The organism is Collinsella aerofaciens (assembly GCF_015548375.1).
GTDB lineage: Bacteria > Actinomycetota > Coriobacteriia > Coriobacteriales > Coriobacteriaceae > Collinsella > Collinsella aerofaciens_AB.
In genome coordinates this window covers 17,558-43,884 of the sequence record NZ_JADMWW010000011.1, presented here as the reverse complement: position 1 = coordinate 43,884, position 26,327 = coordinate 17,558, and the positions used below count along the sequence as shown (strand labels likewise).

At 61.6% G+C, this 26,327-nt stretch carries 20 protein-coding genes and 2 pseudogenes; 9 read left to right on the top strand and 13 right to left on the bottom strand.

Going from position 1 to position 26,327, the window contains the following annotated elements; translation table 11 throughout:
• Positions 1-108: 108 nt before the first annotated feature.
• From I1969_RS06095 to pknB, 6 genes are all read left to right on the top strand, one after another.
• Complete coding sequence (locus I1969_RS06095; RefSeq protein WP_195233877.1) at positions 109-1,962, top strand: serine/threonine-protein kinase; 1,854 nt, start codon at positions 109-111, stop codon at positions 1,960-1,962.
• On the top strand, positions 1,959-2,972 hold the full coding sequence (locus I1969_RS06090) for an FhaA domain-containing protein (protein WP_035136732.1): 1,014 nt from the start codon (positions 1,959-1,961) through the stop codon (positions 2,970-2,972). Before I1969_RS06095 ends, I1969_RS06090 begins: the two co-directional genes overlap by 4 nt.
• 6 nt (positions 2,973-2,978) lie before the next feature.
• Positions 2,979-3,395: an FHA domain-containing protein gene (locus I1969_RS06085; RefSeq protein ID WP_006235180.1), complete on the top strand. Its 417-nt coding sequence runs from the start codon at positions 2,979-2,981 to the stop codon at positions 3,393-3,395.
• Positions 3,392-5,191: a Stp1/IreP family PP2C-type Ser/Thr phosphatase gene (locus tag I1969_RS06080; protein WP_195233875.1), complete on the top strand. Its 1,800-nt coding sequence runs from the start codon at positions 3,392-3,394 to the stop codon at positions 5,189-5,191. The genes I1969_RS06085 and I1969_RS06080 overlap by 4 nt, the downstream gene beginning before the upstream one ends.
• 16 nt (positions 5,192-5,207) lie before the next feature.
• Positions 5,208-8,078 (top strand): FtsW/RodA/SpoVE family cell cycle protein, encoded by a 2,871-nt coding sequence (locus tag I1969_RS06075; protein WP_195233873.1) that lies wholly within the window; start codon positions 5,208-5,210, stop codon positions 8,076-8,078.
• Between the two features lie 132 nt (positions 8,079-8,210).
• Entirely contained in the window at positions 8,211-10,157 is a 1,947-nt protein-coding gene (gene pknB, locus I1969_RS06070; protein ID WP_195233872.1) for a Stk1 family PASTA domain-containing Ser/Thr kinase, read from the top strand.
• A 493-nt stretch (positions 10,158-10,650) separates the two neighbouring features.
• Here the strand turns inward: pknB and I1969_RS06065 are convergent, their stop codons facing one another.
• The 6 genes from I1969_RS06065 to I1969_RS06040 form a co-directional block, all read right to left on the bottom strand.
• Positions 10,651-11,523 carry a PfkB family carbohydrate kinase gene (locus tag I1969_RS06065; protein WP_195233870.1) on the bottom strand — a complete coding sequence of 291 codons (873 nt, stop codon included), beginning with the start codon at positions 11,521-11,523 and terminating at the stop codon, positions 10,651-10,653.
• Positions 11,524-11,621: 98 nt separating this feature from the next.
• A complete protein-coding gene (locus I1969_RS06060; protein ID WP_195233868.1) occupies positions 11,622-12,590 on the bottom strand; it encodes an SIS domain-containing protein in 969 nt (322 codons plus the stop codon).
• A gap of 100 nt (positions 12,591-12,690) precedes the next feature.
• Positions 12,691-13,548 carry a sugar phosphate isomerase/epimerase family protein gene (locus I1969_RS06055; protein ID WP_195233865.1) on the bottom strand — a complete coding sequence of 286 codons (858 nt, stop codon included), beginning with the start codon at positions 13,546-13,548 and terminating at the stop codon, positions 12,691-12,693.
• Between the two features lie 17 nt (positions 13,549-13,565).
• Entirely contained in the window at positions 13,566-15,128 is a 1,563-nt protein-coding gene (locus I1969_RS06050; protein WP_195233863.1) for an amidohydrolase, read from the bottom strand.
• A gap of 10 nt (positions 15,129-15,138) precedes the next feature.
• A complete protein-coding gene (locus I1969_RS06045) occupies positions 15,139-16,602 on the bottom strand; it encodes a YfcC family protein (protein WP_195233861.1) in 1,464 nt (487 codons plus the stop codon).
• 103 nt (positions 16,603-16,705) lie between these two features.
• Positions 16,706-17,503 (bottom strand): GntR family transcriptional regulator, encoded by a 798-nt coding sequence (locus tag I1969_RS06040; RefSeq protein ID WP_271748019.1) that lies wholly within the window; start codon positions 17,501-17,503, stop codon positions 16,706-16,708.
• An 88-nt stretch (positions 17,504-17,591) separates the two neighbouring features.
• Between I1969_RS06040 and I1969_RS11170 the strand changes: the two genes are divergently transcribed.
• Positions 17,592-17,726 carry a hypothetical protein gene (locus tag I1969_RS11170; RefSeq protein WP_267471224.1) on the top strand — a complete coding sequence of 45 codons (135 nt, stop codon included), beginning with the start codon at positions 17,592-17,594 and terminating at the stop codon, positions 17,724-17,726.
• Between the two features lie 140 nt (positions 17,727-17,866).
• Positions 17,867-18,214 (top strand): annotated as a pseudogene (locus tag I1969_RS06035) (hypothetical protein); the annotation flags it as partial.
• 32 nt (positions 18,215-18,246) lie between these two features.
• Here I1969_RS06035 and I1969_RS11250 read toward each other — a convergent pair.
• Positions 18,247-20,475 (bottom strand): PTS sugar transporter subunit IIA domain-containing protein, encoded by a 2,229-nt coding sequence (locus I1969_RS11250; RefSeq protein WP_195233857.1) that lies wholly within the window; start codon positions 20,473-20,475, stop codon positions 18,247-18,249.
• The gene (locus I1969_RS06025) at positions 20,472-20,999 is read right to left on the bottom strand and encodes a hypothetical protein (RefSeq protein WP_195233849.1); all 528 of its coding nucleotides are present in this window, start codon (positions 20,997-20,999) and stop codon (positions 20,472-20,474) included. The genes I1969_RS11250 and I1969_RS06025 overlap by 4 nt, the downstream gene beginning before the upstream one ends.
• A gap of 121 nt (positions 21,000-21,120) precedes the next feature.
• Here I1969_RS06025 and I1969_RS06020 point away from each other — a divergent pair.
• Positions 21,121-21,846: pseudogene (locus I1969_RS06020) on the top strand (dihydrodipicolinate synthase family protein).
• Positions 21,847-22,076: 230 nt separating this feature from the next.
• Here I1969_RS06020 and I1969_RS06015 read toward each other — a convergent pair.
• Genes I1969_RS06015 through I1969_RS05995 form a run of 5 tightly spaced genes read right to left on the bottom strand, consistent with a single transcriptional unit; the run spans position 22,077 to position 26,111 of the window.
• Positions 22,077-23,513 (bottom strand): family 43 glycosylhydrolase, encoded by a 1,437-nt coding sequence (locus I1969_RS06015; RefSeq protein WP_195233847.1) that lies wholly within the window; start codon positions 23,511-23,513, stop codon positions 22,077-22,079.
• Between the two features lie 29 nt (positions 23,514-23,542).
• Positions 23,543-23,947 carry a PTS sugar transporter subunit IIA gene (locus I1969_RS06010; protein ID WP_118080241.1) on the bottom strand — a complete coding sequence of 135 codons (405 nt, stop codon included), beginning with the start codon at positions 23,945-23,947 and terminating at the stop codon, positions 23,543-23,545.
• Between the two features lie 33 nt (positions 23,948-23,980).
• The gene (locus I1969_RS06005; protein WP_195233845.1) at positions 23,981-24,841 is read right to left on the bottom strand and encodes a PTS system mannose/fructose/sorbose family transporter subunit IID; all 861 of its coding nucleotides are present in this window, start codon (positions 24,839-24,841) and stop codon (positions 23,981-23,983) included.
• Entirely contained in the window at positions 24,834-25,607 is a 774-nt protein-coding gene (locus I1969_RS06000) for a PTS mannose/fructose/sorbose/N-acetylgalactosamine transporter subunit IIC (RefSeq protein WP_195233843.1), read from the bottom strand. Before I1969_RS06000 ends, I1969_RS06005 begins: the two co-directional genes overlap by 8 nt.
• Before the next feature lie 15 nt (positions 25,608-25,622).
• Entirely contained in the window at positions 25,623-26,111 is a 489-nt protein-coding gene (locus I1969_RS05995; RefSeq protein WP_195233841.1) for a PTS system mannose/fructose/N-acetylgalactosamine-transporter subunit IIB, read from the bottom strand.
• Between the last annotated feature and the right edge of the window lie 216 nt (positions 26,112-26,327).

Genomic DNA, 26,327 nt, shown 5'->3' with positions numbered 1-26,327 from the left:
CTCCCCATGCACCCGAGCGTGCTACACTAGCAGCATCTATGCCACCGCGAACGGCTCGGCCCCGCGCCCGCCGCTCGCAAACGAACTTTAAACGCACGAGGGTTGGCCATGCCGCTTTTCTCGCAACATACCGCCCGGTTCTCGCCGGACGTTCCTTTGGAGGGCACCAGCTCTCGCGAGCTGCTCAAGCGGTACCAGCCGCTCGAGACACTTGCGACCGGCGGTTTTGGCTCCATCGAGATCTGCCGCGACACGCACCTGCGCCGCCGCGTCGCCATTAAGCGCATCCCCCTTATTAACGGTGTCGGCATGCCCGCCAGCGACATCATGGATGTCCTGCGCGAGGCGCACACTGCCGCCATGCTTCAACATCCCAACATCGTGCAGGTCATCGACTTTACGCACGACACAGCCTATGCCTACCTGGTTATGGAATATGTCGATGGCATGTCGCTGGCCGAGTTTTTGCACCGCGTGGACGGTCACTCACTTACCTTTGACGAGGCCGCGGCCATTGCCGATGCCCTAGGCCAGGCGCTCACCTTCGCCCATAGTAATGGCGTACTCCACCTGGACATTAAGCCCGCCAACGTGCTCATCGACCACTCGGGCAATGTAAAGCTCACCGACTTTGGCATGGCGCGACTGTCGTCCGCCGGTGGCTTTGGCGGCTCGCGCGGCGGCACCATCGGCTACATGCCGCCCGAGCAGCTCGATATCGAGACCGGCACGGTCGATGAGCGCGCCGATGTCTTTGCCCTCGCCTGTGTAATCTATGAGGGCCTGTGCGGCAGCGCCCCCTTTATGGCGGCCACGCCCGCCGACTCGCTCGACCGCATCATCGGCGGCGCCACCTATCCCAGCGAGCTGATACCACACTTTCCCCCGGGAGCCGAGGCCGCGCTCATGAGCGCGCTCTCCCCCATGCCGCAGGACCGCCCCAACAGCATCGAGGCATTTTGCGACCAGCTCCTTGCCGGTCTGGGCAGCGTGCGCGAGGGCCGTCGCAGCCTAGAGCAAATGGTTGGCGAACTTTCGGATGACGAGCAGGAGCTCGACGATATCGAGCCGTCGCACTACGAGGACGACGCCATCGAGGTCGACCCCGCACTTGGCTGGGCGGGCACGCGCTGGAGCCATGCGCGCGACTACACCATGCGCACTATCTCGGCGCTAACGTGCGGCACCTTTAGCTTTTTGCTGATGCAAACGGCCGGGGTCGCGGCGCTTCCCGGCCTGGTCATTGCGGCCATCGCGATCGGAGCGGCGGCTGGCCTGGCCCCCCAGATTGGCTCGGCCATCTCGGCTGTGGGCTTTTTGGTGCTCATGGCCAACGCCACCATGCAGGCACAGGGCATCCTGTCGATGCTGCCCGTCGCGGTGATCTTTGCCGCCGCCATGTCCGGTTGGTGGATCGCCTGGGGTCGCACCGAGACTGCCGCGAGCGCCACGCTCACCTGTGCACTCGCGCTTGGCTGTCTGACCGGCAATACCTTCCTGGCAGCTGGGGTCGCCGCCGGCGTCGCGTCATTTTGGCTCGGCCCGGCAAGCGCCGCCGCGGCAACGGGCATGGGCGCGCTTTTTGCCCGTCTGGCCACGGTCGCGCTTTCAGCCGGAGGCGTGCTGGGGCTCGGTAACGTTGCCGCAGCGCTGGGAGACCCGCTCCTTTGGGCTGCCTTTGTGCTGGTAGCGGCAACTGCCGCGGCGTCATCTGCGCTGCTCAATGCCCATGCCAAGCGTGCCGATCAGGGCTCAAACCTTGCCGCAATCGCCGCCATCGCTGTCACCGGCATCGGCTGCGCAGCGGCGTCCTGTCTTGCACACCATATGGAAATTGCCAGCCTTGCAGCCGCGGTCGTCGCCAAGGCGGCGGTTGCGGGAACCCTATCCTCTATAATCGTTGGGATATGCCTATATTTGCTCGGATACCAAAGAACTTATACGGAGAGTGATCTTTCGTGAACTTCCTGAACATCTTCGAGGACCACGTGGCCGGCATCTTCGGTGCCACCCGTGCCCCGTTCTCCTTTAAGAAGCTTGCCAAGCAGGCCGCTCGCGACATGGAGGATCAGACTCTGGTGATCAACGGCGTCAACACGGCGCCGGCACTCTATACCATCCTGATCGCCGCCGACGACGATCCCATGCTCGCCCCGTTCTACCCCGAGCTTTCGCGCGAGGTCCGCGAGTTTGTGAAGGCGCAGGCCGAAAAGCGCCGCTATGTCTTTGTCGGCGAGCCCCTCGTGCGCTTTATGATCGATCCGCAGCTGCGCGCCGGCAAGTTCTCGGTCTTTGCCGAGAACGTCGATGCGCCCACGCTCGGCCGCCTGTACGAGGAAGAGCGCGCCTACCAAAACGGCCTGGGACAGAACAACTCGGCCGCAAGCCGTGCCGCCAGCGCCCCGCGCGCCGGCCAGCAGCAGTTTGCTGCCCCGCAGCAGCAGCGCCCCGCCGCCATGCCCCAGCAGCAGCCGACGCCTCGCGCCGCCGCTCCCGACCCGCTTGCCGTGGCAGATCCCTTCGCGCCTAGCGTCCCCGACCCCGCCGCCGCACCCATCCCGGTGCCGCAGACCGTCTCGCGCGACGCGCTTGCCGGCATGGGCGGAGCCGCCGCGACCGGTGCCGCCGTGGGCCTAGGCGCCGCAGCCGGCATCGCCTCCAACATGGCGAGCACTCGCGCCCCGCAGCGCCCGCTCGCCCAGCTCGTCGACGTCGTGAGCGGCGAGAGCCATAGCATCACCTCCGCACAGGTGACCATCGGTCGCGAGCGCTCAGTTTCCGACATTGCCCTGCGCGACCCCAACGTGTCGCGCCGCCACGCCCAGCTCACCTTTACGGGCTCGGATTGGTCGATCGAGGACCTCAATTCCACCAACGGCACGCTCGTCAACAACCGCCGCATTACGCGCTGCCCGCTGCGCAACGGCGATCTGCTGACGTTTGGCCTGAGTACCTTTGAATTTAGGGGATAGTCGCTTATGAACATCGATATCGTCCTTTTTGCAGGCCGCATCGTCCTAGTCGCCCTGCTCTATATCTTCCTGTTCGCCGTCATGAAGACCGGCGTGGGACTTGTGCGCGGGCAGCGCCGCGACTCGGCTATCTGGACGATTGATGTGGACAAGGGTCCGCGCGGTATCCGCGGCATCCACGTAGACATGCTCGGCCCCGTCATCGTCGGCCGCTCGCCGTCTTCGGACATCTGCATCAACGAACCGTTCGTCTCGGCCTCGCATGCGCGCTTTTCGCTGCAGGGCCCGGCGCTCATCATCGAGGACCTCAACTCGCTTAACGGCACGCTCGTCAACGGCCGCCAGCTCGTGGAGCCCGCAACGCTGCGCGAGGGCGACGAAGTCCAGATTGGCGACGTGGTCATGAAGGTGAACCGTCGATGATCGACGAGGAGAACAAGTCCGCAACTATGACCGAGGCACCGGCCGCCGCCACAGCTGCGCCGGCCCACGCCGCTCCGGCGGGCTCCGCACCCGTGGAGCCCGAGGACACCGTGTTCTCCCTGCCTCTTTCGCATGTAACGCATGACATTTCGGATCTCGCCGATAACGAGGACGAAGAGGATGCCGTAGCAGCGCCCATCGGCGCACATGCTGCGGAACAGCCCACAGCGCCCGAAGCAACCCCGGCGCCGGCTCACTTTGCAGAGCCCGTCGCCGCGGCAATCAACGAGAGCGCTGCGGTGTTTGCGGCACCCGAGCCCGCCGCGCCGGCGTTTCCCATAGCCCCGGCATCCAAGGTTGCGCCCGCGTCTACGCCGGCGCCCGAGCCTATAGACGTCAGCCCGCAAGACGACGAGTCGACCGCCCGCGTTTCCGAGGAGCCCGACTCCCCGGACACCGGTGATTCCGAATCAAACGCCGAGACCGACACCGTCTCTCCCGGTGACACAGCCGAAATCGACGTTGCCGCCGTTGAGGCCAAGCTCAAAGACCCCGGCTCGACCATGAGCTTTGAACCCCTAACCGAGGAGCGCATCGAGACCGACTCGACCTATGATGCCGGCACCACCACGCAACTCATGTGGGGCGCCCGCTCCGACGTTGGCTGCGTGCGCCCGCACAATGAGGATTCCTACCTGGTGCAGTCGCCGCTCTTTTGCGTATGCGACGGCATGGGTGGTCACGCTGCCGGCGAGGTGGCCTCTTCTATCGCTGTCGAGACCATCGCCAAGACGGCCCCACAGTCCGCCGACGCAGCACGCCTGGCCGCAGCCGTCGAGGCAGCCAACGCCGCCGTAATCGAGGCTGCCTTGAATGGCCTGGGCAAGCCCGGCATGGGTTGCACAGCCACTTGCGCCTATATCGAAAACGACACGCTCGCCATCGCCCACGTGGGTGACTCTCGCGCCTACCTGCTCCACGAGGGCACGCTCATCCGCGTGACCCGCGACCACTCCTACGTGGAGGAGCTCGTGGACGCCGGCGAGATCACGGCAGATGAGGCTCGCGTCCACCCCAACCGTTCGGTCATCACCCGCGCGCTGGGCTCGGACCCCGCTATGTATGCCGACCACTTCACTCTGCATATCGAGGAAGGCGACCGTCTGATCCTGTGCTCCGACGGCCTTTCGAGCATGATTCCCGATAGCGATATCGAGAACATCGCCACGCAGTCCTCAACCGCGCAAATCTGCGTCGACAACCTAGTGGACGCGGCGCTTGCCGCCGGCGGCCACGACAACGTGACCGTAGTAGTCGTTGACCTGGTTGACGATGGCGTCATGCGCGAGGCACAACGCGTGCGTCGCCGCAACGTTACTATCGCCGCCATCCTGGCCCTCGTCTTTGTGCTGGCAGCTGGCATCTGGGCCTACACGGGTGTCACCGGCTCGTACTACCTGGGTACCTACCAGGGCAATGTCGCCGTCTGGCGCGGCCTGCCCGGCAAGCCGCTCGGACTCAAGCTCCACTGGCTCGAAAGCGAAACCAGCATTAAGCTGTCCGACCTGCCCGAAGACACGCAAAACCGCCTCAAGGCGGGCATTCCGCAAACAAGTGTCGACGATGCGCAGGACACGATATCCAAGTACCGCCACCAGATCGACGAGGAGCAGACCCGCCAGGTGATCGACGCGCAAACGATTCGCGACAACACCAATCAGGGATCGACCTCCGAATCAGATTCCGAGAAAACCGCCGAACAGTCCGCCGAGGCCGAAGCCTCCGATAAGAATTAGAAAGGGAGTGCCGCTTATGAGTCGCCGCAACACCGAGCTGCTCTTGCTCATCGCCTCGGCGTTCCCCGTCATCCTGCTGTATGCGATGTACGTCCTCACCGCGGGCGCTGCCATCTCCTTTGAGACGCTCGCCGTACCGATCGGCCTCTTTGCCGCCTTTGCCGCGGCCCACATTGCCGTGCGCATCTTGGCGCCCGGTGCCGACCCCGCCATCCTGCCCATCGTATTTATACTTTCGGGCATCGGCATCACGTTCGTGACGCGTCTCGCCCCCGCTCTCGCCATCTCACAGCTCATCATCCTGTTTGTCTCGGTGGCGCTCATGGTGGGAACGCTTGCATTAGTCAAAAACCTCGACGTGGTCATGCGCTACAAGTACACCTTTGGCATCATCGGCATCATTCTGCTGATGCTGCCTATCTTTATCGGCACCACGATCTCGGGCTCCAAGCTGTGGATTCGCATCGCGGGCTTTACCATCCAGCCCGGCGAGTTCGCCAAGGTCTTTATCGTCCTGTTCCTGGCCGGCTACCTGGCCGAGAACCGCGAGCTGCTCTCCATCTCCAACCGCAAGATTCTGGGCTTTAAGATCCCTCGCCTGCGACTGCTGCTGCCGCTGTTTGCCGTGTGGGGTGTGTGCCTGCTCGTCGTCGTCTTCGAACGCGACCTGGGTTCGGCCGTGCTGTTCTACACCATCTTCTTGCTGATGCTCTACGTTGCCACGGGGCGCTTTTCGTATGTCGTTATCGGCCTTGCGCTCTTAGCTGTTGGAGCCGTGGGCGCCTACAAGTTCCTGTCTCACGTTCAGGTGCGTTTCCAGGTTTGGCTCGATCCGTTTAAGGACGCCCAGGGCCAGGGCTACCAGATCGTCCAGTCGCTCTTCTCGCTTGCCGATGGCGGTCTGGTCGGTGTTGGCATCGGCAACGGCATGGCCAACAACATCCCTGTCGTCGAGTCCGACTTTATCTTCTCGGCTATCGGCGAGGAGATGGGCCTTTTGGGCGGCGGCGCCGTGCTCATCCTGTTTATGCTCTTTGCCGTGCGTGGCCTCACCACGGCTGCCCGCGCTAAATCCGACCTCGCCGCCTTTAGTGCCACAGGCCTTACGGCCGCCATCAGCTTCCAGGCCTTCTTGATCGTCGGCGGCGTAACCCGCCTGATCCCGCTGACCGGCGTCACCCTGCCCTTTATGAGCCAGGGCGGCTCCTCTCTGCTGGCGAGCTTTATCATCGTCGCGCTCCTGCTGCGCGCCGGTGACGAGGCGACCGGACGCGAGGCCGAGCTTACCGGCACCGGCACCATGGCCGCCATCACCGATAATCAGGTCGCATCTGCCGCCGCCCCGACGGGCACGCGCTTTGCCACCTCGTCTTCCTACGGCAGCGGCAGCCATTCCATCGGCTCGCGCATGCGCCGTCGCCTGCTCGACACGCCTGAATCCGGTGTGCTCGGCCGCGTTGCGCTCGCCAACCGTCTAACCCGTGCGGTGCTCGCCTTTACGGCGCTGTTCGCCATCCTTATCGGCAACCTCACCTATGTCCAGGTCATCAAGGCCAAGGACTATCAGGACATGCCGACCAACAACCACACCATCGCCCGCTCCAAGTACATCCAGCGCGGTTCCATCATCACGTCCGACGGCGTGACGCTGGCCGAGTCGCTGCAACAGGAGGACGGCACCTACGTACGCTCCTACCCCAACGGTAACCTGGCAGCGCACGTGGTTGGCTACGTGAGCCAGCAGTATGGCACCACCGCCATCGAGAGCGTCATGAACGACACGCTCACCGGCTCTAAGGATTACTCCAGCTGGAACAACGCCATCGCGTCGCTCGCGGGCCAGACCCAGCCGGGCAACACCGCCAAGCTCACCATCGACTCGCGTATCCAGACGGCTGCTGAGCAGGCGCTCAAGGGCTTTAAGGGCGCTGTAGTGGTCATCGACCCGCGTACCGGCGCGGTGCTCGCATGTGCCAGCTCGCCCACCTACGACAACACCAACATCGATGCCCTGCTGCAGACGGGCGGCGGCGAGGACGGCTCCATGTACAATCGCGCCATGGACGCGCTGTACACGCCGGGCTCAACGTTTAAGGTCGTTACGCTTTCCGCGGCACTCGAGACCGGTACCGCCAGCCTTACCAGCACCTACCAGGCGCCCGGCTCCATGGACATCGGCAACGCACCGGTCACCAACTATGCCAACGAGAGCTACGGCACCATCAGCCTGCAGCAGGCCTTTGCCGTGTCCTCCAACGTCGTCTTTGGCCAGGTGGCAAACGAAGTTGGCGCAAACACGCTCGTGCAGTTTGCCAACGCCTTTGGCTACGGCCAAAAGCTCGGCCAGGACCTGACCTCCGCGGCCTCCATCATGGCCGACCCGTCGCTCATGACCGAGTGGGAGACCGCCTGGGCCGGCGCCGGCCAGCCTGTCGGCATGGACCACACGCCCGGCCCGCAGACCACCGTCATGCAAAACGCCGTGATTGCCGCCGCCATCGCTAACAGCGGCGTGGTCATGGACCCGTACTTTGTAGCCCAGGTACTCGCCCCGGACGGAACCGTGGTCAAGACCACGCAGTCCCGCTCGCTTGGTCAGGCCGTCAGCTCCGCCACGGCCGACCAGGTCAAGCAGGCCATGCTTGCCGTCGTCCAGTCCGGCACCGGCACCGATGCCCAAATCCCCGGTGTCAAGGTCGCCGGCAAGACCGGCTCGCCCGAGACTGGCGGCACCAACGTCAACTCGACGTTCGTTGGCTTTGCACCTTACGATTCACCCACGGTCGCCATCTCGGTGGCCTTGGAGGATTTCGACAAGCATGACGTCAAGGCCGCCAAGATCGCCGGTATCGTCCTGACCGCGGCGCTTGCCGCACAGGGAGCGTGATGCCCATGATCGAATCGGACACCCGAGGCGCGCCGCGGCCTAAGGGTTAGCGGCAACGCGTCACACGGCCCCAGCGGCCACATCGTAGGTACTACACACATCGTTGAGCGAATAGTTATGTTAGGAGCAGGAATGGAACAGAGGGTCCTCGGGGGAAGATACCTCCTCAAGGATAAGGTGGGAACAGGCGGCATGGCGACCGTCTACCGTGCACAGGACCAGGTTCTCGACCGCACGGTAGCCGTCAAGATCATGCTGCCGCAGTATGCTGGCGACGCGACCTTCGCCGCACGCTTTAAGCAGGAGGCCCAGGCAGCAGCCGGCCTCTCCTCCCCCTATATCGTGGGCGTCTACGATTGGGGCAAGGACGGCGACACCTATTACATCGTCATGGAGTACCTACGCGGCACCGACCTTAAGAGCGGCATCAAGAGCCACGGCGCCCTCGACCCCAAGAAGGTCGCGCAGATCGGCTCGCAGATCAGCTCCGCGCTTTCGGTCGCCCACAAGCACGAAATCATCCACCGCGACATTAAGCCGCAGAACATCATGGTGCTGCCCGACGGCAACATCAAGGTGATGGACTTTGGCATCGCGCGCGCCAAGAACAGCCACCTCACGCAAGACAACAACGTGCTGGGAACCGCCCACTACGTCAGCCCCGAGCAGACCCGTGGTCAGGACCTCGGCCCCACCTCGGATATCTACTCGCTGGGCGTCGTGATGTACGAGTGCGCCACCGGCCGCGTGCCCTTTGACGGTGACGACGCTATCTCGGTCGCACTCAAGCAGGTCAACGAGCTACCTATTCCGCCGAGCCAGATCAACTCCGGTGTCGACGCCGACCTTGAGCGCATCATCCTCAAGTGCATGGAGAAGGACCCCGCAAACCGCTTCCAGACCGCCGACGAGCTGCGTCAGGTGCTCAACAGCTACCTGTCGGGCCGTGCCGTCAACGTCTCGGAGCCCACGCGCATCATCGGTGCCCCCGGTGAGCTGGGCGCCACCAAGACTCGCGAGCTTTCCGATCAGACGCGCGCCATGGTGCGTCCCGTCTCGGGCGTGAGCGGCCAAAATACCGCCCGCAGCTCGGTTTCGGGCTCCACCGGCTCCTACGAGGTCGAAGAGCCCAAATCCAACAAGAACAAGATCATCGCCGCCGTAGTCGCCGCAATCGCCGTGGTTGGCGTTGTGGTGGCCTTCGCCACCGGGCTCTTTGGGGGCGAGCAGGTTACGGTGCCCGATGTGCTTAACAAGGACCAGCAGACCGCTATCGAGCTGATCAAGGAGGCCGGCCTTGAGGTCGGAACTGTCGACCAGAGCTATAACGACGATGTCGACGAGGGCAAGGTTGCCGAGCAGACCCCCAACGGCAACACTAAGAAGCCCAAGGGCTCCAAGGTGAACCTGGTGATCTCCAAGGGCCCCAAGCCCTCCGAGAAAGTTGAGGTTCCGCAGCTCGTCGGCCTAACCAAGGACCAGGCCGAGGCCGCGCTGGCAAGCGTGGGCCTGAAGGGCAACGCAACCGAGGAGGCCAACGAGGCCGACGAAGGCCAGGTCTTTGAGCAGGGCACTGATGCCGGCAAGGAAGTCGAGAAGGGCACGACCATCTCGTATAAGGTCTCCAGCGGTCCTGACACCACCTCCGTCCCCGATCTGACCGACATGACCGAGGCCCAGGCACGCAACGCTCTCGACATGGCTGGCTTTGGCGTCGACGTGAGCTACCAGGAAAACGACTCGGTTACCGAGGGCACCGTAATTAGCTGGAACCCTAGCGGCAAGCAGAAGCCCGGTGCCACGATCACCGTCGTCATCGCCAAGAAGTCCGGCAAGGCCAGCGTCCCGGGTAACCTGTACGGCAAGAGCATCTCCGCCGCCGTCACCGCGCTCAACAACGCCGGTTTCTACAACATCGCATTCTGCGATCAGAACGGCAACCCCGTGAGCGGCAACGAAAACGCCACCGTTACGGGCGTCTCCCCCACCGGCAAGCAGTCCACCGACAGCACGATCACGCTGACGGTTTCGCTTTCTGGCTCTGCCTCGGGTGACGATTCCGACACGACGACTAACTAGTCGACAACCCATCACCTGCAGCGGCTATGGCCGCAAACATATTCGCTCAACGGCGCCCGCTTGCTCCCCAGCAAGCGGGCGCGTTATTTATCGACAGGCCAGGGCTCCATAGCAACGCAAAGAGGCCCGCAAAAGCGAGCCTCTCAGGTAACAACAGATATGTGATGCAGTAATTACTAGCCGCAGAACTTCACCATGGTCTCGACCATGGACTCTTGCCTATAGACAAAATGTCCAGAAGCAAGGAGATGAAAGAGTAAGGACAACGCCCTCTAAAAGAAGGCCGTATATGAAGATTGCATATCCCTTTTGCCTTCATATACTCAAGAAGCACCCCTCGAAGCGCTCCTGAGAGGCCCCCTTGGATGCAACCCAGGGGATCCAGATTCTGGTAGACATCGGCACAGCAAAATCCTGCCGCGCAGGCACGAACGGACATCTTGACTCCCAACGCAATGCGGGGCGCCCCAAGACACCCCGCCACGACAAAAAACTAGTTCTCGTAGACCAGCGGGTGGCCCCAACTGCCCTCGATCTTGCAGGTCTGCGCCGCAAAACCGGCAGCGAAGTCCAAGCTCTCGCGAATTGCGGCCTCGCCGCACTCGCCGGCCTTCTTCTTGGAAAGATAGGTGACCAAAAACGCCGTCAGCAGTGAATCGCCGGCCGCCATAGCGTCTTTGAGCTCCTCGGGCGCCACGGGCTTGATGCCCTGCTCGTAGAAGTTTTCGCCGTCATAGGCGACGGAACCCTTGCTCCCGCGCGACGCGCATACGATTTGAGGGCCAAGGGCCTTCACCCACTCGAGCTTCGCCTTGATATCCTCCAGGGAAGCGTCGCCCATGGACATAAAGGCGTACGTCACAAATGGCGCAATCTGCTCGAAGTACTCGTCGGTGGAGTCATCGGAGAAGTCGAAGCTGATAGGCACACCGGCAGCCTTGATCTTGGGGAGCTCGCGCTCGGTGAAGCAGTAGTTGCCGCTGTGCACCAAATCGAAGCCGCTGACGTACTCGGCGGCGAAGCGGTCTATCACGTAGCGCATGTCGCCACGTATGCCGCCTTCATTGGAGCCCAGGAAGATACGGTCCCCGGTCTTGTCAACGGTCACGCGAGCGGCGCCGTTGACGCCCAGGACCTGCTGGCAGCGAAGAAGCTCGACGCCCTCGTCCTCAAGCGATGCTATAACGTGCTCGGCCTCCTCATCTGATCCGAAGATTCCCATGTAGGCGCTGCGATCGACACCGAGCTTCTTGGCGAAGACGGCGAAGTTGACTGCGTTGCCGCCGGGATACATAGTCTTGATATGCTCGTACTTATCGACAACGTTGTCTCCAAAGCCGAGCACGCTTATAGGATAGGCTGCCATGGTTATCTCCATTCAGGTAAACCGCCGTGGCTACGGCGAGCAGAAGAGGCGCGAGGATTCGCACGTCTCAACGCGCTTCGCGCCCCGTTCTAAAATCGCTAGTACTTCTCGATGCCCATGTAACGACGCACGTCCGGGTGATGGTCGAACACCTTGCCGCGAGCGGAGCGCAGCTCACAGTTCATCGCGTAGAACAGGATTGGATCAAGGAACGCGCGAACGCTTGCCGGTACTTGGTCCATGCCGTACTCCATGGCGTCGAGCACCATAAGAGTGTCGGTATGGGTCTCGAGGAATGCGAGGGCGCGCTCATCCATGGCTCGGCACTCACTGGAAGACATCTGCAGGAAGTAGAAGACTCCGGGCTCGGTCACCTCGAAGGGGCCGTGGAAGTACTCGCCGGAGTGGATATAGGCGCAGCTCTGCCACTGCATCTCCATAAGCGAGCAGATAGCGAAGCCATAGGTCTGGCTAAACACGGGACCGGATCCCAAGATATACAGGAACTTGTGGTCCTGGCACAGGGCAGCGAAACGGTCGCAAAGTTCGGCGTTGACCTTCTCGCGAGCCGCAGGCAGGATCCGGTCCATCTTGGCGATGCCTTCGTACATATCGGCAAGGTCAGCATAACCTTCCTGCTGATCCAAGAGCTCGGCAGCGAGAGCCAAAGAGATGCCGGCGGGTACCTCCGCCTGCGGAACTCCCTCGCCCCACGGATATACCCAGCACGTCCACTCACCGTTATCGATGCCGGAGCCGGCGTTGTCGGTCTGTGCGATAACGGTTGCGCCCGCCGCCTTGGCGATCGAGCACGCATCGATTACCTCGGGAGTGTTGCCGGAGTGGCTGCAAGCGATAACAAGGGACTTTTCGCCCAGGCGCTTGGGACGCATGATATCGAACTCGCGGGCGGTATACGCCTCACTGGCAAACGTAGTCGCCTCGCGCTTAAGCAGCTCATGGGCGGGCAGCAGGTCGATGAGGGAGCCGCCGCAGGCAACCCAGAAGACGCTATCGAAACCGCCCTTTTCGGCGATTGCGTCGGCGATGAGATCATGTGCGTTCATTGTTATTCTTCCTTTCGATACGGCGGACGAATCCGCCAACGTTTACTGCAAGTCTTCTCGTCAAGCGTGTTGACTGCCCCACGCGAATGGGAGCTACGCGCTAGTCGACAAAATACCTCTCGAAGGCGTCCATGTTGCGCCGGTCCGCTGCTGCGGGATCATCGAAATACCTTCCATCGGTGATCTCCTGGCCAAGATAGCCCTCGAACCCATGCGCGTTGAGGACACGCACGAAATCGTCCATGCTGTGCTTTCCATCGCCCCAAACCAGATGGCCGTATGGGTCGCCATCAATGAAGTGCATGTTCCTTATGGCACCATCGCCAAACTCGGCAAACCACTCTTCAAGGCTCTCGCCGGCGACTCCCATAGCAGTAGTGTCCACCATTGGAGTAAGGTGCGGGTTGGCTACTTGGTCAAGCATGCGCCTGGCATCCGCGAGTGTAACCACCAAGTTGCTCTCTTCCGGCCTCAGGCTCTCCATGCAGAGGGTCACGCCGTGCTCGCCGGCATAGTCCGCAAGAATCGCCAAGTGCTCGGCAGAGCGCTTCCAAGCTTCCTCGCGGTCCTCGTCCCAATCGCCCCAACCGGAGTTGATGGACATATACGGGGCGCCGAGCACCTCGGCGAGCTCGATGCCGTGCTTGAAGTAAGCGAGGCTCCGCTGCGCGTGGAGGGGCTTTCTGGCAGCGTACTGCCACGGATACACCACGTTCTCCGGGCACAGGGAGCTCCCGGAGAGTCCGCGGGACTCGATCTTGCGGCGAAGCTTGTCGGCCTCGAAATACCCCGTGTGGTCCAGCGTCACGTGCGGCTCGGCCGCCCAAAGCTCGATGGTTTTGAAGCCAAGGCGCTGCTGAACATCAAGGAAATAATCGAGCGACCACATGATGTAGTGAATGTTCATGCCGGCGACCTGCTCGCGACGCAGGCGGGGCGCGGAAGCGTTTAAATCCATGCTGGGCATCTCCTCTCCTAGCAATCTTCGTACACGACCCGACCATCGCTCAGCGTGAGCGAGACCTGGATGTCTCTGGCATCTTTGGGGTCCACCGCAAACACATCGCGGTCCAAAACGCAGATGTCCGCGAGCTTGCCCGCCTCGAGGGTGCCGAAATCGTTCTCGCGAACCAGATCGTAGGAACCCCCGGCAGTCCATGCCCGCAGCAGCTCGGCAACGCTAACGGTATTCTGCGGGTTGACGTCCAAACCGTCGGCGAAGTACCCTCCGCAGGCGCTGTAGATCGAATCTCCTAGATGCGGGATAAGGAGGGGAAGATCGGTTCCGCAGCACAGCACACATCCGCCATCCACCATGGCGCGACGGTTCCAGCTGCGGGAGAGCCTCTTCTCTCCTATCTGGCGACGCATGGTCGAAAGGCAATCCTCGCGCTTATCAAGAGTAAGGATCTGGGGATAGACCTCGCAGATACCGCCGATGGCGCCCATGCGCGCCAGGTCAGCTGGATCGGAGTTCTCAAGGTCCGTAATCGAATGCCTGCGAGCGAGCCTTCCCGACTCATCACGCGGTAGCCGCTCATACAGGTCGATCGTCTTGCGAACGGCCCCATCCCCCTGGCAATGCAGGGAGTAGCGGAATCCCTGGGCATCGATCTCGGACAGCTCGCGAGAGATGAGGTCCCATTCGGGCTCCTCGACCACGGTCTTTCCGCCGGCACCCGCATCGGCCCCCTCCTCGTAGGGATCGATCATCTCGGCCAGGCCGCACCACACGCCGCGATCGGTCATGCGATTGAAGCCGGAGAACCTGACGAAGTCTCCTTGGAAGCGGTCGCGCGCCGAGCAGGCGTAATCAAGGTCGGCTCCATGCCCGACGGGCTGGCTCATCATGTCGACCCTAACCGTAAGTTCGCCTTCCTGCTCGCGGCGATACATCTCGTCCGCAAATCCGTAATAATCGTCAAAGCACATCTCCTTGATGGCGGTGACGCCACGGGAGTTAAGCATGGTCATGTAGTCGCCATACGCATCGCGGACTTCCTGAAGAGGTAGATAATCGCGCATAAGGTGCCAAATCATCTCGGCATAGCAAGCCTCGGGCGTAAAACCATAGCGCGCAGATGCGGCGGAGTTGAGCACGCAGGTCTCCGCGCCGGCAGTAAAGGCGACGGCAGGCGTGGATGAGAACTTCTCGTCCAACATATCAACCAAGTCGTCACCCATAAGGGTCTCCGGAAGGTTCATGCCCAACGCCATAGGGGCCTGGGGCCGCTCCTCCTTCCAATTCGACATCGCGGTGAAAACATCATCTGCCGAGGTCGCATCGATAAGATCGGCGCCGATGCGACGGAGCACCCAGCCGGTAAAGAACGTGTGCACGTCGACAAGGCCTGCCATGACGGTTCTGGAGCCAAGGTCGCGAACCTCGTCCGCATGCGCAGTATATTCGGCAGCCCGATCAGAGGCGCCCACGGATTCGATGCGATTACCGCGAATCGAAACATATCCGTCGATCGGTTCATCGGAAAGGCCGGTAAAGATGCTGCGGGACAGCAATACTAGCGAACGATCAAACACCGGGCACCTCCTACATCGGCAGTAGGCCGGAGATCGTAGTCGCGACCAATCCGAACAGGACCATGAAGATAAAGAACTTCCAGATGGTCTTCCACCATTGCCCGAAGGAGATCTTCGCTACGGCGAGACCCGCGACGGTCATGCCCGCAACGGGGCTGATGGTGTTGATGGTCTGGTTCGCGAACTGCAGAGCGGTGACGGCAGCCTCGGGATTGAGACCCATAAGCTCGGTCAGCGGGCCCATGACTGGCATGGTGAGTGCAGCGAGGCCGGAGCTGGAAGGAACCAGCAGCGAAAGCAGGCCGAGGACGATGTACATGAAGGTGGTATAGATGAAGGACGGAGCGCCCGCAAGGAGTCCGACGAGCCAGTTAAGAATAGAGTCGATGATCATTCCGCCCTCTGCAACGACCAGGATGCCGCGGGCGATACCGATGATGCAGGCTGCGTAGGCGAAGTCGGCGATTCCGCGGACGAACTCCTCCGCAATGGTCTTCTCGTCCAAGCCGCCGAGTATGCCGGCAAGAAGGCCCATGGCCAGGAACACCATAGAGATCTCGTCCATATACCAGCCCTGGGTAACGAGGCCCCACACGATAACGCCCATGCCGACCGCGAAATCAATGAGGACGAGCTCGTGGCGAAGCGTGAACTCCTCTTCGATAGAGGCGTCGGTGACAGAGAACTCGATGCGCTTCTGCTTATCGTCCTCATAGGTGATGGAGGACTTGGGATCGAGCTTGACGCGGCGCGCGTAGCGCATGGCCCAGAAAATGCCCGCGGCGGTGAAGATGGCCCACAGGATGGCGCGGAGCCAAAGCTGGGGATTTCCCTCGATGCCGATAACGCCCTGGGCGATCAGCACGTTGAAAGGATCGATAGTGGATGCGCAGTAACCAAGGTTGGGGCCGAGGAAGCAGATGATGAATGCGGTCATGGAGTCATACCCGATGCTCAGCATGATGGGGATGAAGATCGCGTAGAACGGCAGCGCCTCCTCGGACATGCCGAACGTGGTGCCGCAGATCGAGAGCAGGACCATGGAGATGGGGATGATCAAGATGTCCTTGTTCTTCAACTTCTTGATCACGCGGCTCATACCGGCGTTTAGGGCGTTGGTCTTGGTGACGATGGCGAACGATCCGCCGATCAGCAGGACGAACGCGACGACATCGGCCGCAGCCTGGATGCCCTTGGCGGGAGCCTGCAGGACGGCATCGATGCCCTGTCGCAGATCGACGGTCTCCCCCGTCTCCGAATCGGTGTAGACCTTGTCGACTTCTTGGTACGTTCCGGCTACGGCGACTTCTCGCTCGCCCGCGGCCGTCTGAATGGTCTGACGGTCGAACTGACCCGATGGGACGATCCATGTGAGCACCGCGAAGAACACAATCAGCATGAACGCGATGGTGTACACATGGGGAAGCTGGAGATGGAATCTGCGCTTGGGCTTCTCCTGTTTGGCATCCGACATTCTTAACCTCCTGTCAGAGCAACGATGCTTGCCAAAAAACCCTCACGTATAAGCAAACATCTTAGGTTGTCCTATTGCCGGTCAAGAAACATATTAGGTTGTTCTATAAGTGGTAACTTTTACGCGCTAAACGGACCTGTTGCGGCGATGGCGAGAACAGCGCTGCGCGAGACAGAGCCGCTAGATATCGAAGCTGTAGCGCGAACCCACGTAGTACTAAGCGCTCTCCGTTGGAATCGAGAAAGCCCGCGTTCATGAAGAATAGCGGCTCCCCTACTGGGACCTTGAGCTCGCGGGCGGTATCAATTCCCGCACGGGCGATCTCTAGCCTGCAGGGATCGGATGAACAGGGATACCTACCCGTACGCTCCCCCACGGCCTCGAATATCGAGCAATTGGAGAGACCGATATCTTTGAGAAATTCGAATCCGTCAACAGGATAGTAGTTGTTCTCGAACAGGACCGGCACGCCGTCTGCGGTACGCACGCGTGAGACCAAGATGAGGTCAGAGCCTTCATCCAAGCCAAAGAAAGAAGCGAGGTCGCGATCGGCGGCAACGGTCTTGCGGGCAACGACGCGAGCGCCCGCCTTCATGCCGTTTTCAGCGCATGCTTGGGTAAAACTCTGAACATCGTCCTTCTGATGCACCTTGCGAATTATCTTTGTCGCGGTCACAAACGTACCACGCCCCTGCCGCTTGGTGAGATACCCCTCGCCCACAAGCTCCTCTATTGCGCGACGAACCGTGACCCTTCCCACGCCGTACATCTTAGAAAGCTCAAGTTCCGTTGGAATCTGCGAGTCAACGGGATATGTCCCCTGTTCGATATCGCTCTTGAGCAAATCGAGCACCTGTTGATACAGCGGGGCGGAAGAGCCCCCATCCAGATGCGTATCCACAAAAACTCTCCCTTTAAGGCGTTCGCGATCTCAACTACTCCATTCTACCGCACACGGAAAAATGAGGTTAAACACATAGGGGCCCTGCATGTTTGAGCAGATCGGGAATCTGGTCGATGATTTCGTCCGCATTTGCTTGCGAAAAACCAAAACGCTCCTCGCGCTTGGCGAACACGGTGAGACCCGCCGTCTTGCCCGCGGCGATGCCCGACATCGTGCCTAGCAGCGCCGAACGCATGCAGTCCGGCTACACCCGCGGCGGCAGGCCCCAAGCTGACAGGCCCCAGCAATTAGACATCCCGTTCTCCGACGTGCTCTCGGTCGAGATCGCGGGGCGTTCCGCATAGCGGTGCTGCCGAGCACACCTACGGCGTGGTGGGGTCGCTGTGCGAGAACAACGACAAGCTCGCTATCGACCGGCGCCCGCCCGAAGTGGAGGAGGGCGACTTGCTCGTCATCCACGATGCGGGCGCGCACGGGTTCTCGGTGGGCTACAACTACAACGGCCGGCTCAAGCGTGCCGAGGTGCTGATGCGTCCGGACGGGTCGGGCCAGCTCATCCGCTGCGCCGAGGAGCCGCGCGACTACTTTGCCACCTTTGACTGCTTCCCGGCCGACGAGCGGCTCGCCGTTCGCTCCAGTATCCGCTGGGTTGCCACTATGCCGTGTAGCAGGCGGTTGTCGATACATGCGGCGATGATGCTCATGTGATGTTGGCTTCCTTCCTTTGCTTGCGAGGCGCGTCACTCGTCCTGCTGGGCCACGGGCCCATCGTTCAGCGTGGCCTGCCTGCGCGGGGTATGCCGGGAATTGATGTAGTCGTATGCGTAGGCGATCTCCGTGACGGGGACCTCCACGTGGTAATGGGCGGAAATGTCAGAGAAGCTCGTGCGGCATGCCTCGACGAAATCGTTGTGTTCATTGGCGAAGCGCTGCTCGTCTGCGTAGTTCTCGATGGGGCTTCTGGTCACGAGGCGCTCCACGAGACAACACAGGTGCACGTAGAGCCCCATGCTCACACGAGCGCCAATCACGTCTCCGGTGAGCTGCTGGAGCCGCTCCGCGGCACTCTCGATTTCGCCGAAGAGCTTGTTGGGGTTAAGGATTGTGATGGACTCGACCACGTTCCTGAGGGTCATGTTCTTGACGAGATTCTGGTGGAACGTGCGCAAGCCGTCAGCGTCGAGCAAGCGTGCGAAGGCGCGGTCTATCTGGGCCGTTCCTTCGCCGGCGATGAGTTCCTCGAGCGAAATGAACGGGACTCCGTCGGCGTGCGGATTGTCCGTGCCGATGACCGAGCGCACGTTGTACTGGGAGAAGGCGGCATCCTCAGACCCGTTATTGGCGAGCTGCCGCCAGTCAACGGCGACAAGCCGCGCGGGGGACTCGCCAGGCAGGCTCTGCGCCACGAGATCGCGGATCCGCGCAGCTGCGTCAAGTCCGCCTTCGGAGCAGAAGACAATCGCGTCCGGTCGGGCGTTGCGCGCCACGATGTGATAATTACAGGTGCAAGCTGCCGCAGCATCGTCGAGAACCTCTCGCACGGAGCGACCCGCGATAAGTCCGGCGCCAACCTCCACCGCAAGGCCGGTAGAGGCGTTGTTGATGATGCCGAGTGTCATGCCGGAGGTGGATTCCAGACTCTTATAAATATCCTGGAGCGATCCCATGTCCACGAGGATGACGACCTCGTCTGCGTAGGAGAAGCGGTCGATGATTTGCTGAAGAGGAGCAGCGACGTCCGTAACCTTCTGGTCGTAGGGCATATCGATGGCCTCGAAGACCCTCGTGTCAAGAATCCGATTGGCAGCGTCGGCGATGCTCGTGGCGGTCGAGTAGCCATGACTGAGGACGATACCGACGCTCCGACGACGCTTAGACGGGTCGAGTGCGAGTGCCGCATGCGCAAGGACGAGCAGACACGTGAGATCGTCGAGCGCGATGCCGAGCGTAGCCTTGAGTTCATCAGCGATGCAGGCGCAGACAGTAACGGCAAAGCGGTTGCGCTGGGCCACGACGCCGCGCATGCCGGAAAGCTCGCTTGCATGGGAGCTCTTCCAACGCGAGAGGTTTGCGGGCGGCCACAGCTGGAGGCAGATGCCCTGGGCGATTAGATGCGAGCTCTTTCGGGACAAATCGATCGAGTAGAGTTCGTTCACGGAAGTGACGACGCTGTCGGCGATCTGCTCGTATGCGTCGGACTTCGAGCGGCCCGGGTTTTGCCCGAACGCCAGGTAGTCCTCAAGGTCGCGGGCTCGCTCCACCAGCTGAGCGCTGCACGCGCTCCCATCAAGCGTGCCTTCGCGATAGCTCTCGTATGGCTCCAGCATGGCGTCGAGTACATGCCGTGCGCGGTCGTCCGCCTGGCTTTGGATGCTCCGGGTGGTGTCGATGAGCTGCATATCGTTCTCGCTGCGCTCAAGTGCGGAGCCGGCAAGGATTGCGGAGGGAAGCTGGTAGGTGCGAATCTCCAGGCTGTCACCCTTCGTGTCTAGATAGGCCTCGGCGCAACAGTTGGTGATGCAGTCGCGTAGGCCGCGTACGTTCTCCTCGAAGTTGGTGCCGGCGAGGGCTCGGAAGGCTCCGCGACTTATGAGGATGTCGCGTCCTATGCGTCGGCCCTCCTCCTTGAGGAAGTGGAGAGTCAGTTCCTCACGCTCCTCCTGGGTGCGCTCGCGCAGAGACGGCACCTGGGCGGACATGGGGATGCGACGCGTGAGGCTGCGGCACTCGGTACTGTCTGCCTCGTTTGAGGTGGCAAAGATAAGGCGCGCAGCAGGGGCTGGCACAATGGCGCCCGCCTGTGCGGAGGCCCACTCCAAGAGCGCGTCCTGGGCAGCGGGTGAGAGGGTGTCGACGTCCTTGAGATAAACGATGCCGCCGCTCGCCCGATCTGCAGGCCCGCCATCTGCGCACAGATCGTGAGTGAGCGCGCGGGCATCGTCTGCGTAATGCGAGCAGTCGATGCTCACAAGCTTGGCTTCCTGCTGCAGGACGCCGACGTTCTTGCCGTATTCGAGGGCAGTTCGGCGAGTAGACCCTTGCCGGTTCCCGAAGCGCCACAGAGCAGGATGGGCAGGCCAGCTGGCGGGTACTTGAGCGCGGCGCAGAGCTGGCTGATGCAGGGCGCAAGGCTCAGCTCGTGACCGATTGCGCGGTCAAAGTCGAGTCGCTCGCCGTTTCCGAGCGTGGCGAAGAGCTGCTCGACCGAAGGGTAGGTGCTACGCTCAATGCGAGACTGGAAGAAGCGTTCGAGGGAGCGGCGGTGGAAGTAGCACACCGGTCGCGCCCCTGCTTTCACCACGAGGCCAGCGCGCACGAGCTCGTTGAGATACTGACTTGCCAGGCTGCGCGAGATGGCGAGCGAGTCGGTTATAGATGCCGTGGTGAAGTGGTCGAGACGGTTCTGGATGCGCCCGCCCCGCGTGCTGCCAAGCTCGCGCGTGATGCGATCGAGGTAGGCAAGCAGGTCTTTCTGTGTCTCGGGGATGTTCATGCGGCTGGTCCTCCTTTCGTCCCACACCTTACGGGCGGGGTGGTGCTCGGGACGGGTTGGCGCCCGCGTTCCGTCACGGGCGCGTGCACTTCGGCACTCCATGATACATCTGTAGTGACATATGGCGACTTCTCGACACTTGCGCTCGACACAGCGAGCGGCAACGGCGCTGTCCGCCGAGCGCCTCGCCGTTTGCTCCGTCTCTGGCTACATCGCTCGAACCGACTCTGCCGCTGGCGCGGACGCCCCGCGCCCGGACGGCTCGGAAAGGCAGGAAACCATGGACGTCCGCAAGCTCGAGGGTTCCATAATCGCGCTCGTCACGCCATTCGACGAGGACGGCTCCGTCAACTTTGCCCAGCTCGAGATGCTGCTCGAACTCCAGATCGAGAGCGGCACCGACGCCATCCTCACACTGGGCACCACCGGCAAGTCAGCCACGATGACCGACGAGGAAAACAACGAGGTCGTCAAGTTAGTCGTGGAGCACGTGGCCGGGCACGTGCCGGCCATCGCCGGTTCGGGCTCCAACTGCACGGCCACGCAGGCGCGCAAGAGCCTCACGTACTAGAAGCTGAACGCCGACGCCCCGCTCATCATCTCGCCGTACTGCAACAAGTCCAACGAGGAGGACATCTACCAGTGCCTCGTTCACACGGCCAGCGCGGTGGACATCCCCTGCATCATCTACAACATCCCCGGGCGCACCGGCTGCAGCATCAGCGCGGCCAACGTGGAGCGTCTGGCCGCCCACCCCAACATCATGCGCATGTTCGCGTGGGCAAGGGCGCCACGGTGGCCACCGGTGCCGTATGCGTGGAGGACGTGCCGGCCGGTGCCGTGGTGACCGGCGTGTCCGCGAAGGTCATCAAGCAGGCCAACGAGTCGCCGAGGACAAGGCCCCCTCGTCGACGCGCTCCGCAACCTGTAAGCGAGGCCCCTAAGGCCGCCTTGCTGTCGGCAGCCTGGGGCCATGTGCCATCAGGGCGCAGGACGGGTCCGGTCGCCGAAATGCGGCCGGACCCGTTGTTCGCATGTTTTGCTGGGGGAGTCGCTGTGGCGACGAGGTTCACTGGCTTACTTTTCCTGTTCGCGCAGCCCCTTCGCCAAGGCTATGTTGGACAGTTTGAGTTCGCCATTCGTTACCGTAACAGCAAGCGAGTGGCCGAACTTCTCGCAGACGCGTGTCGTGAGTGCGGTACCGTCGAGGTAGAGGACGAGGATGTTGTCGTCAACGATGAGCTGCAGGTGGTAAGAACGCCCGGACTCGAGCCAGACTGGCCTCCAAAGCCCCTTATCCATTACGCGGAACCACTTGTAACAGGGACTCTTGTCGAACGAGAGCCGATTCGCGTCGAGGTCGAAGCGGTATTCGTACGACTCGTCGGTCTCGAGATTCTTGTAGGCTCGAATTGAGAAGCCGCAAGCGTCCCTGAACGTCACGTCTGCCTCGAAGCAGAAGATCTCGCCTGCGTTTTCGGTGATTACGCACTCCGTTCGTTCGTGGTCTCCGCGAAGCTCGATATCCGGGACGGCATCAGGGCACTCGAACGCATCCCTTATGCTTTGGGGAGGGCGAACGCCGAGGGTGCCATTGGGGCGCTGGTACACCTCATGGGGCATAAACGAGCCACCCCAAAGCCAGTTGGCCCGGTCATCGTCGTTCTCGCGCGTGGGGACCCAGCCGGACAGAATCCTGCGCGATCCGTCGAAGGCGGTCCGTCCGGCGTAATACGCCCTCCCGTCGAAGGCGTCATCTCTCGGCTTCTCCCACGGACCGTAGAGATCGCGGCTCATGCGGTAGACGATCTTGTTCTCGTCGCTGTACTCAGAGTAGACCAGGTACCACCAATCGCCAATTTTGAAAATGTCTGGCATTTCGAACATGGTGTAGAGGCCGGGGGCCCAAAAGTCGCCCTTGAACTGCCAGTGCTCGAGGTCCTTCGACGTAAAGTGAACGAGCCTGCCAGTTTGGAGGGTTTTGGAGGGGTCGTCTCCCTTACGCGTGCCCAGTACGAGGAGGTATTCCTTCCGGTCGTCATCCCATATTACGAAAGGGTCGCGCCAGTTGCGCCCATCGTATCCTGGCTGAGGCGTGAGCTCTGCTGCAACACCCGTCTTTTTCCACGTCGCATAATCATCCGAGCAGGCCTTCGCCTGCATGAGCACCTGGGACGTTTTGCCTTCTCGCAGGTAGTTGCGGTTGAACCCGGTATAGAAAGCGCGTACCTCCCCTTTTGCCTCGTAGACGGTTCCGGCGTAGATGAACTGGTCTTGGTCGTCTTCTCCGCCGTGGGGGATCGCCGTTCCGTGTTCCTGGTACGTCACGAAGTCCTGGGTGGTCGCGAGCGACCACCCAAAGGGCTGTCCTTCGGCAAGCGGAGCGGGGTCGCGCGTGTCACGCTGGTGGTATAGATAGAACGTGCCGTCCTTGCCGAAGGGCATGACGTCTCCCACCCACACGTCCTTCGGTTGGTAGAACAGGTGCTGGTTATTGGTCGGGACTTTGCGCATGTCTCGTCCTCCTTACTGTCGCGTCTTTCCTATTCGTCTTCTTCGTCAACGTCCGGAGTCAGATCTCCGAGGTAGACGAGCTGCTCTTTGGCTTGGGTGACGACATGCCTCACCACATCGGGAGTAAGCTGTCCGGCGTGGAGCGAGAGCTCGAGGGCCACGGGAAGGTTTACGCCGGTCACTATGAACGCGCCTCGCGGAGCCGAGCAGGCTACGAGCTGGTTTACGCTGCCCTGAAGGATGTCGGTGAGAACGAGGGTCTCGTCATCTTCGGCGATGCCCTCGAATGCGCTGGCGAGCTTCTCCTCGAGCGGGGTTTCGTCTGTAAACGCGCAGACAACCCTGATGTCGTGCCCCGGTCCTATGATGGCCTTGAGCGTGTCTCCGAGTCCGGCTGCCAGGCCGTAGTGCGATGCAATGATGATGTGCCTCATAATGCGTCCTTTGTGGGTTGGTCTAGCCCTAGGCTAGGCAGCAAGAATGCCGAAAGCCGCGCACACCCACGAGATGATGAGGATGCCGAGGACAATCTTGTTGATGCTGACCTTGCGCTTGACGAGGGCGTAGACGATGGCTGTGGCTATTACGGGCAGCATGCCGACCATGATTTGGTCGAGGATGCCCGTCTGGACGTCGAGCGTAACTTCACCCATGGTGAACGTGAGACCACACGAGACCTTGATGACGGTGGGGATGAGCGCACCGACGACCATCATGCCAAGTGCCGACGTCGACTCGGTGAAAACGGACATCTTCTCGGCAAGGGTCGTGAAGAGCTTGTCGCCGAACTTATAGCCTATGCGCCAGTCAAAGAGCTTCCATACGAAGATGGCGATGGCGACGGCAAGCCAGAGAAGCACGCCGACGGGGTTTCCCGCCTGTCCCATGTAGGCGGCGATGGAGCCGAAGATGGTGGGAATGAGGATGGCGAAGATCGTGTCGCCGACTCCTGAGAGGGAGCCCATGAGGCCAATCTTAAGGTCTTGGACCGCGTCGATGGCGTCATTGTGCCCCTTGTCCTCCAAGGCTAGGCCGGCGCCGAGGAGCAGGCCGCTTACCTGGGGAGTCGCATTGTAATAGCGATAGGTGCTCAGAAGTGACCTGCGGTAGCCCTCCTCGTCTCCTGCATAGATCTTGCGCAGGGCGGGTTCGGTTGCGAACATGACCGCCGGGGCACACTGGGACTCATAGTTATAGATGGACGCGCCGAGCATCCAGCGGCGGCCGCAACGGTCGAGATCGGAAACGGTGAGGACTGGCTGGTACGTTCCGTCTGCCAGGCAGGTTGGCGCTTCGTTTGCCTTGGTGGCGTTAACTTCGTTACTCATCTTCCAGACCTCCAGCGTCGAGGGCGTTTACGGACGGATTGCTGTGCGACTTGTAGTACTCGATGGCCGCGGCGGCACCGAGCAGGGCGATGGGGAGAATGCTTATCTGCAGGTAGGCGGCCAGAACGAAGCCAACGATGGCGTAGGCGATGAACTTCTTCATTGGCATGAAGGACAGAAGCATCGCAAGGCCGACGACGGGGAGGATACCGGCGGCGATGGAGAGGCCGGTCGTGAACCAGGAGGGCATGACGGAGAGGAAAGCGTTGACGGCATCGGCGCCAAAGAGCAGTACGGCAAACGTGGGGATGGCCGCCGTAAGGCCATAGAAGACCGGACCGAGGAAAAGTACGCTCTTCATCTGCGAGTACTTGCCCTCTTCGGCAAAGCGCTGCGAGGCACGCCCGAGGAAGCCGTTTGCCGTCTTGGCGATGACGTCGAGCTGAAGGCCGAGCATGCCGACTGCGATTCCGGCGGCAACGCCGACGCTCGCCTCCTGACCCGAGGTGATGGCAACGACGGCGCCAATGATGGCGGCAGTGGGATAGTCGGGGACGGAGGCTCCTCCCATGGCCGCCACGCCCAGGCTCATGAGTTGGACGATGGCGCCGACGGCGAGGCCGGTTACGGGGTCGCCGAGCGCAAGTCCGACGAACCATGCTGGCGTGACGGACATGTTCGTGAGAATTTGTCCCGCGTTCTTCTCGGCTCCGTAGATGAAGGCGATGAGTGTAACGACGGCTATCTGGATGATGGATGGTGTCATAAGTTCACTCCCTTGCTAAAGCGTGATGATGCTGGAGAGCTCTACGGGCTTGTCGGCCGGCACATAGCGAACGGTGATATCGCAGCCGGTGCCAGCAATCGCTCGATATGCGGGCAGCTCGTCTTTGGTGACGTAGGCGCGACTGCTCACCTGGACGGCGTCTGACCCCTCTTCGGGAAAGACTGTGCCTCCGACCACGAGTGTGGGAACAACCTGGCCCGTCTGTATGACGTCGAGGATGGTCTGGGGGTCTCGCGCCACGATGAAGACCGTGTGGTCGTCGTACTTGCCCGCCCGATAGTTCGCGAGAGCCGTCTCCTTGTTGATAATGGAGAGGGCGACTCCCGAGGGCTTTGCCATCCGCATGGCAGCCTTCTTGGTCGGGTCGTTGGCGACGATGTCATCGATGACCATGAGACGCTGCGGACGGAACTCGGGTACCCACTGGGTTGCCACTATGCCGTGTAGCAGGCGGTTGTCGATGCGTGCTGCGATGATGCTCATGTGATGTTGGCTTCCTTCCTTTGCTTGCGTGACGCGTTTCGGCATGGCCTGTGCCGAGGCGCGTCATTCTTCCTGCCGGGCCGCGGACCCGTCGTTCAGCGTGGCCTGCCTGCGAGGGGCATGCCGGGAATTGATGTAGTCGTATGCGTAGGCGATCTCCGTGACGGGGACCTCCACGTGGTAATGGGCGGAAATGTCAGAGAAGCTCGTGCGGAA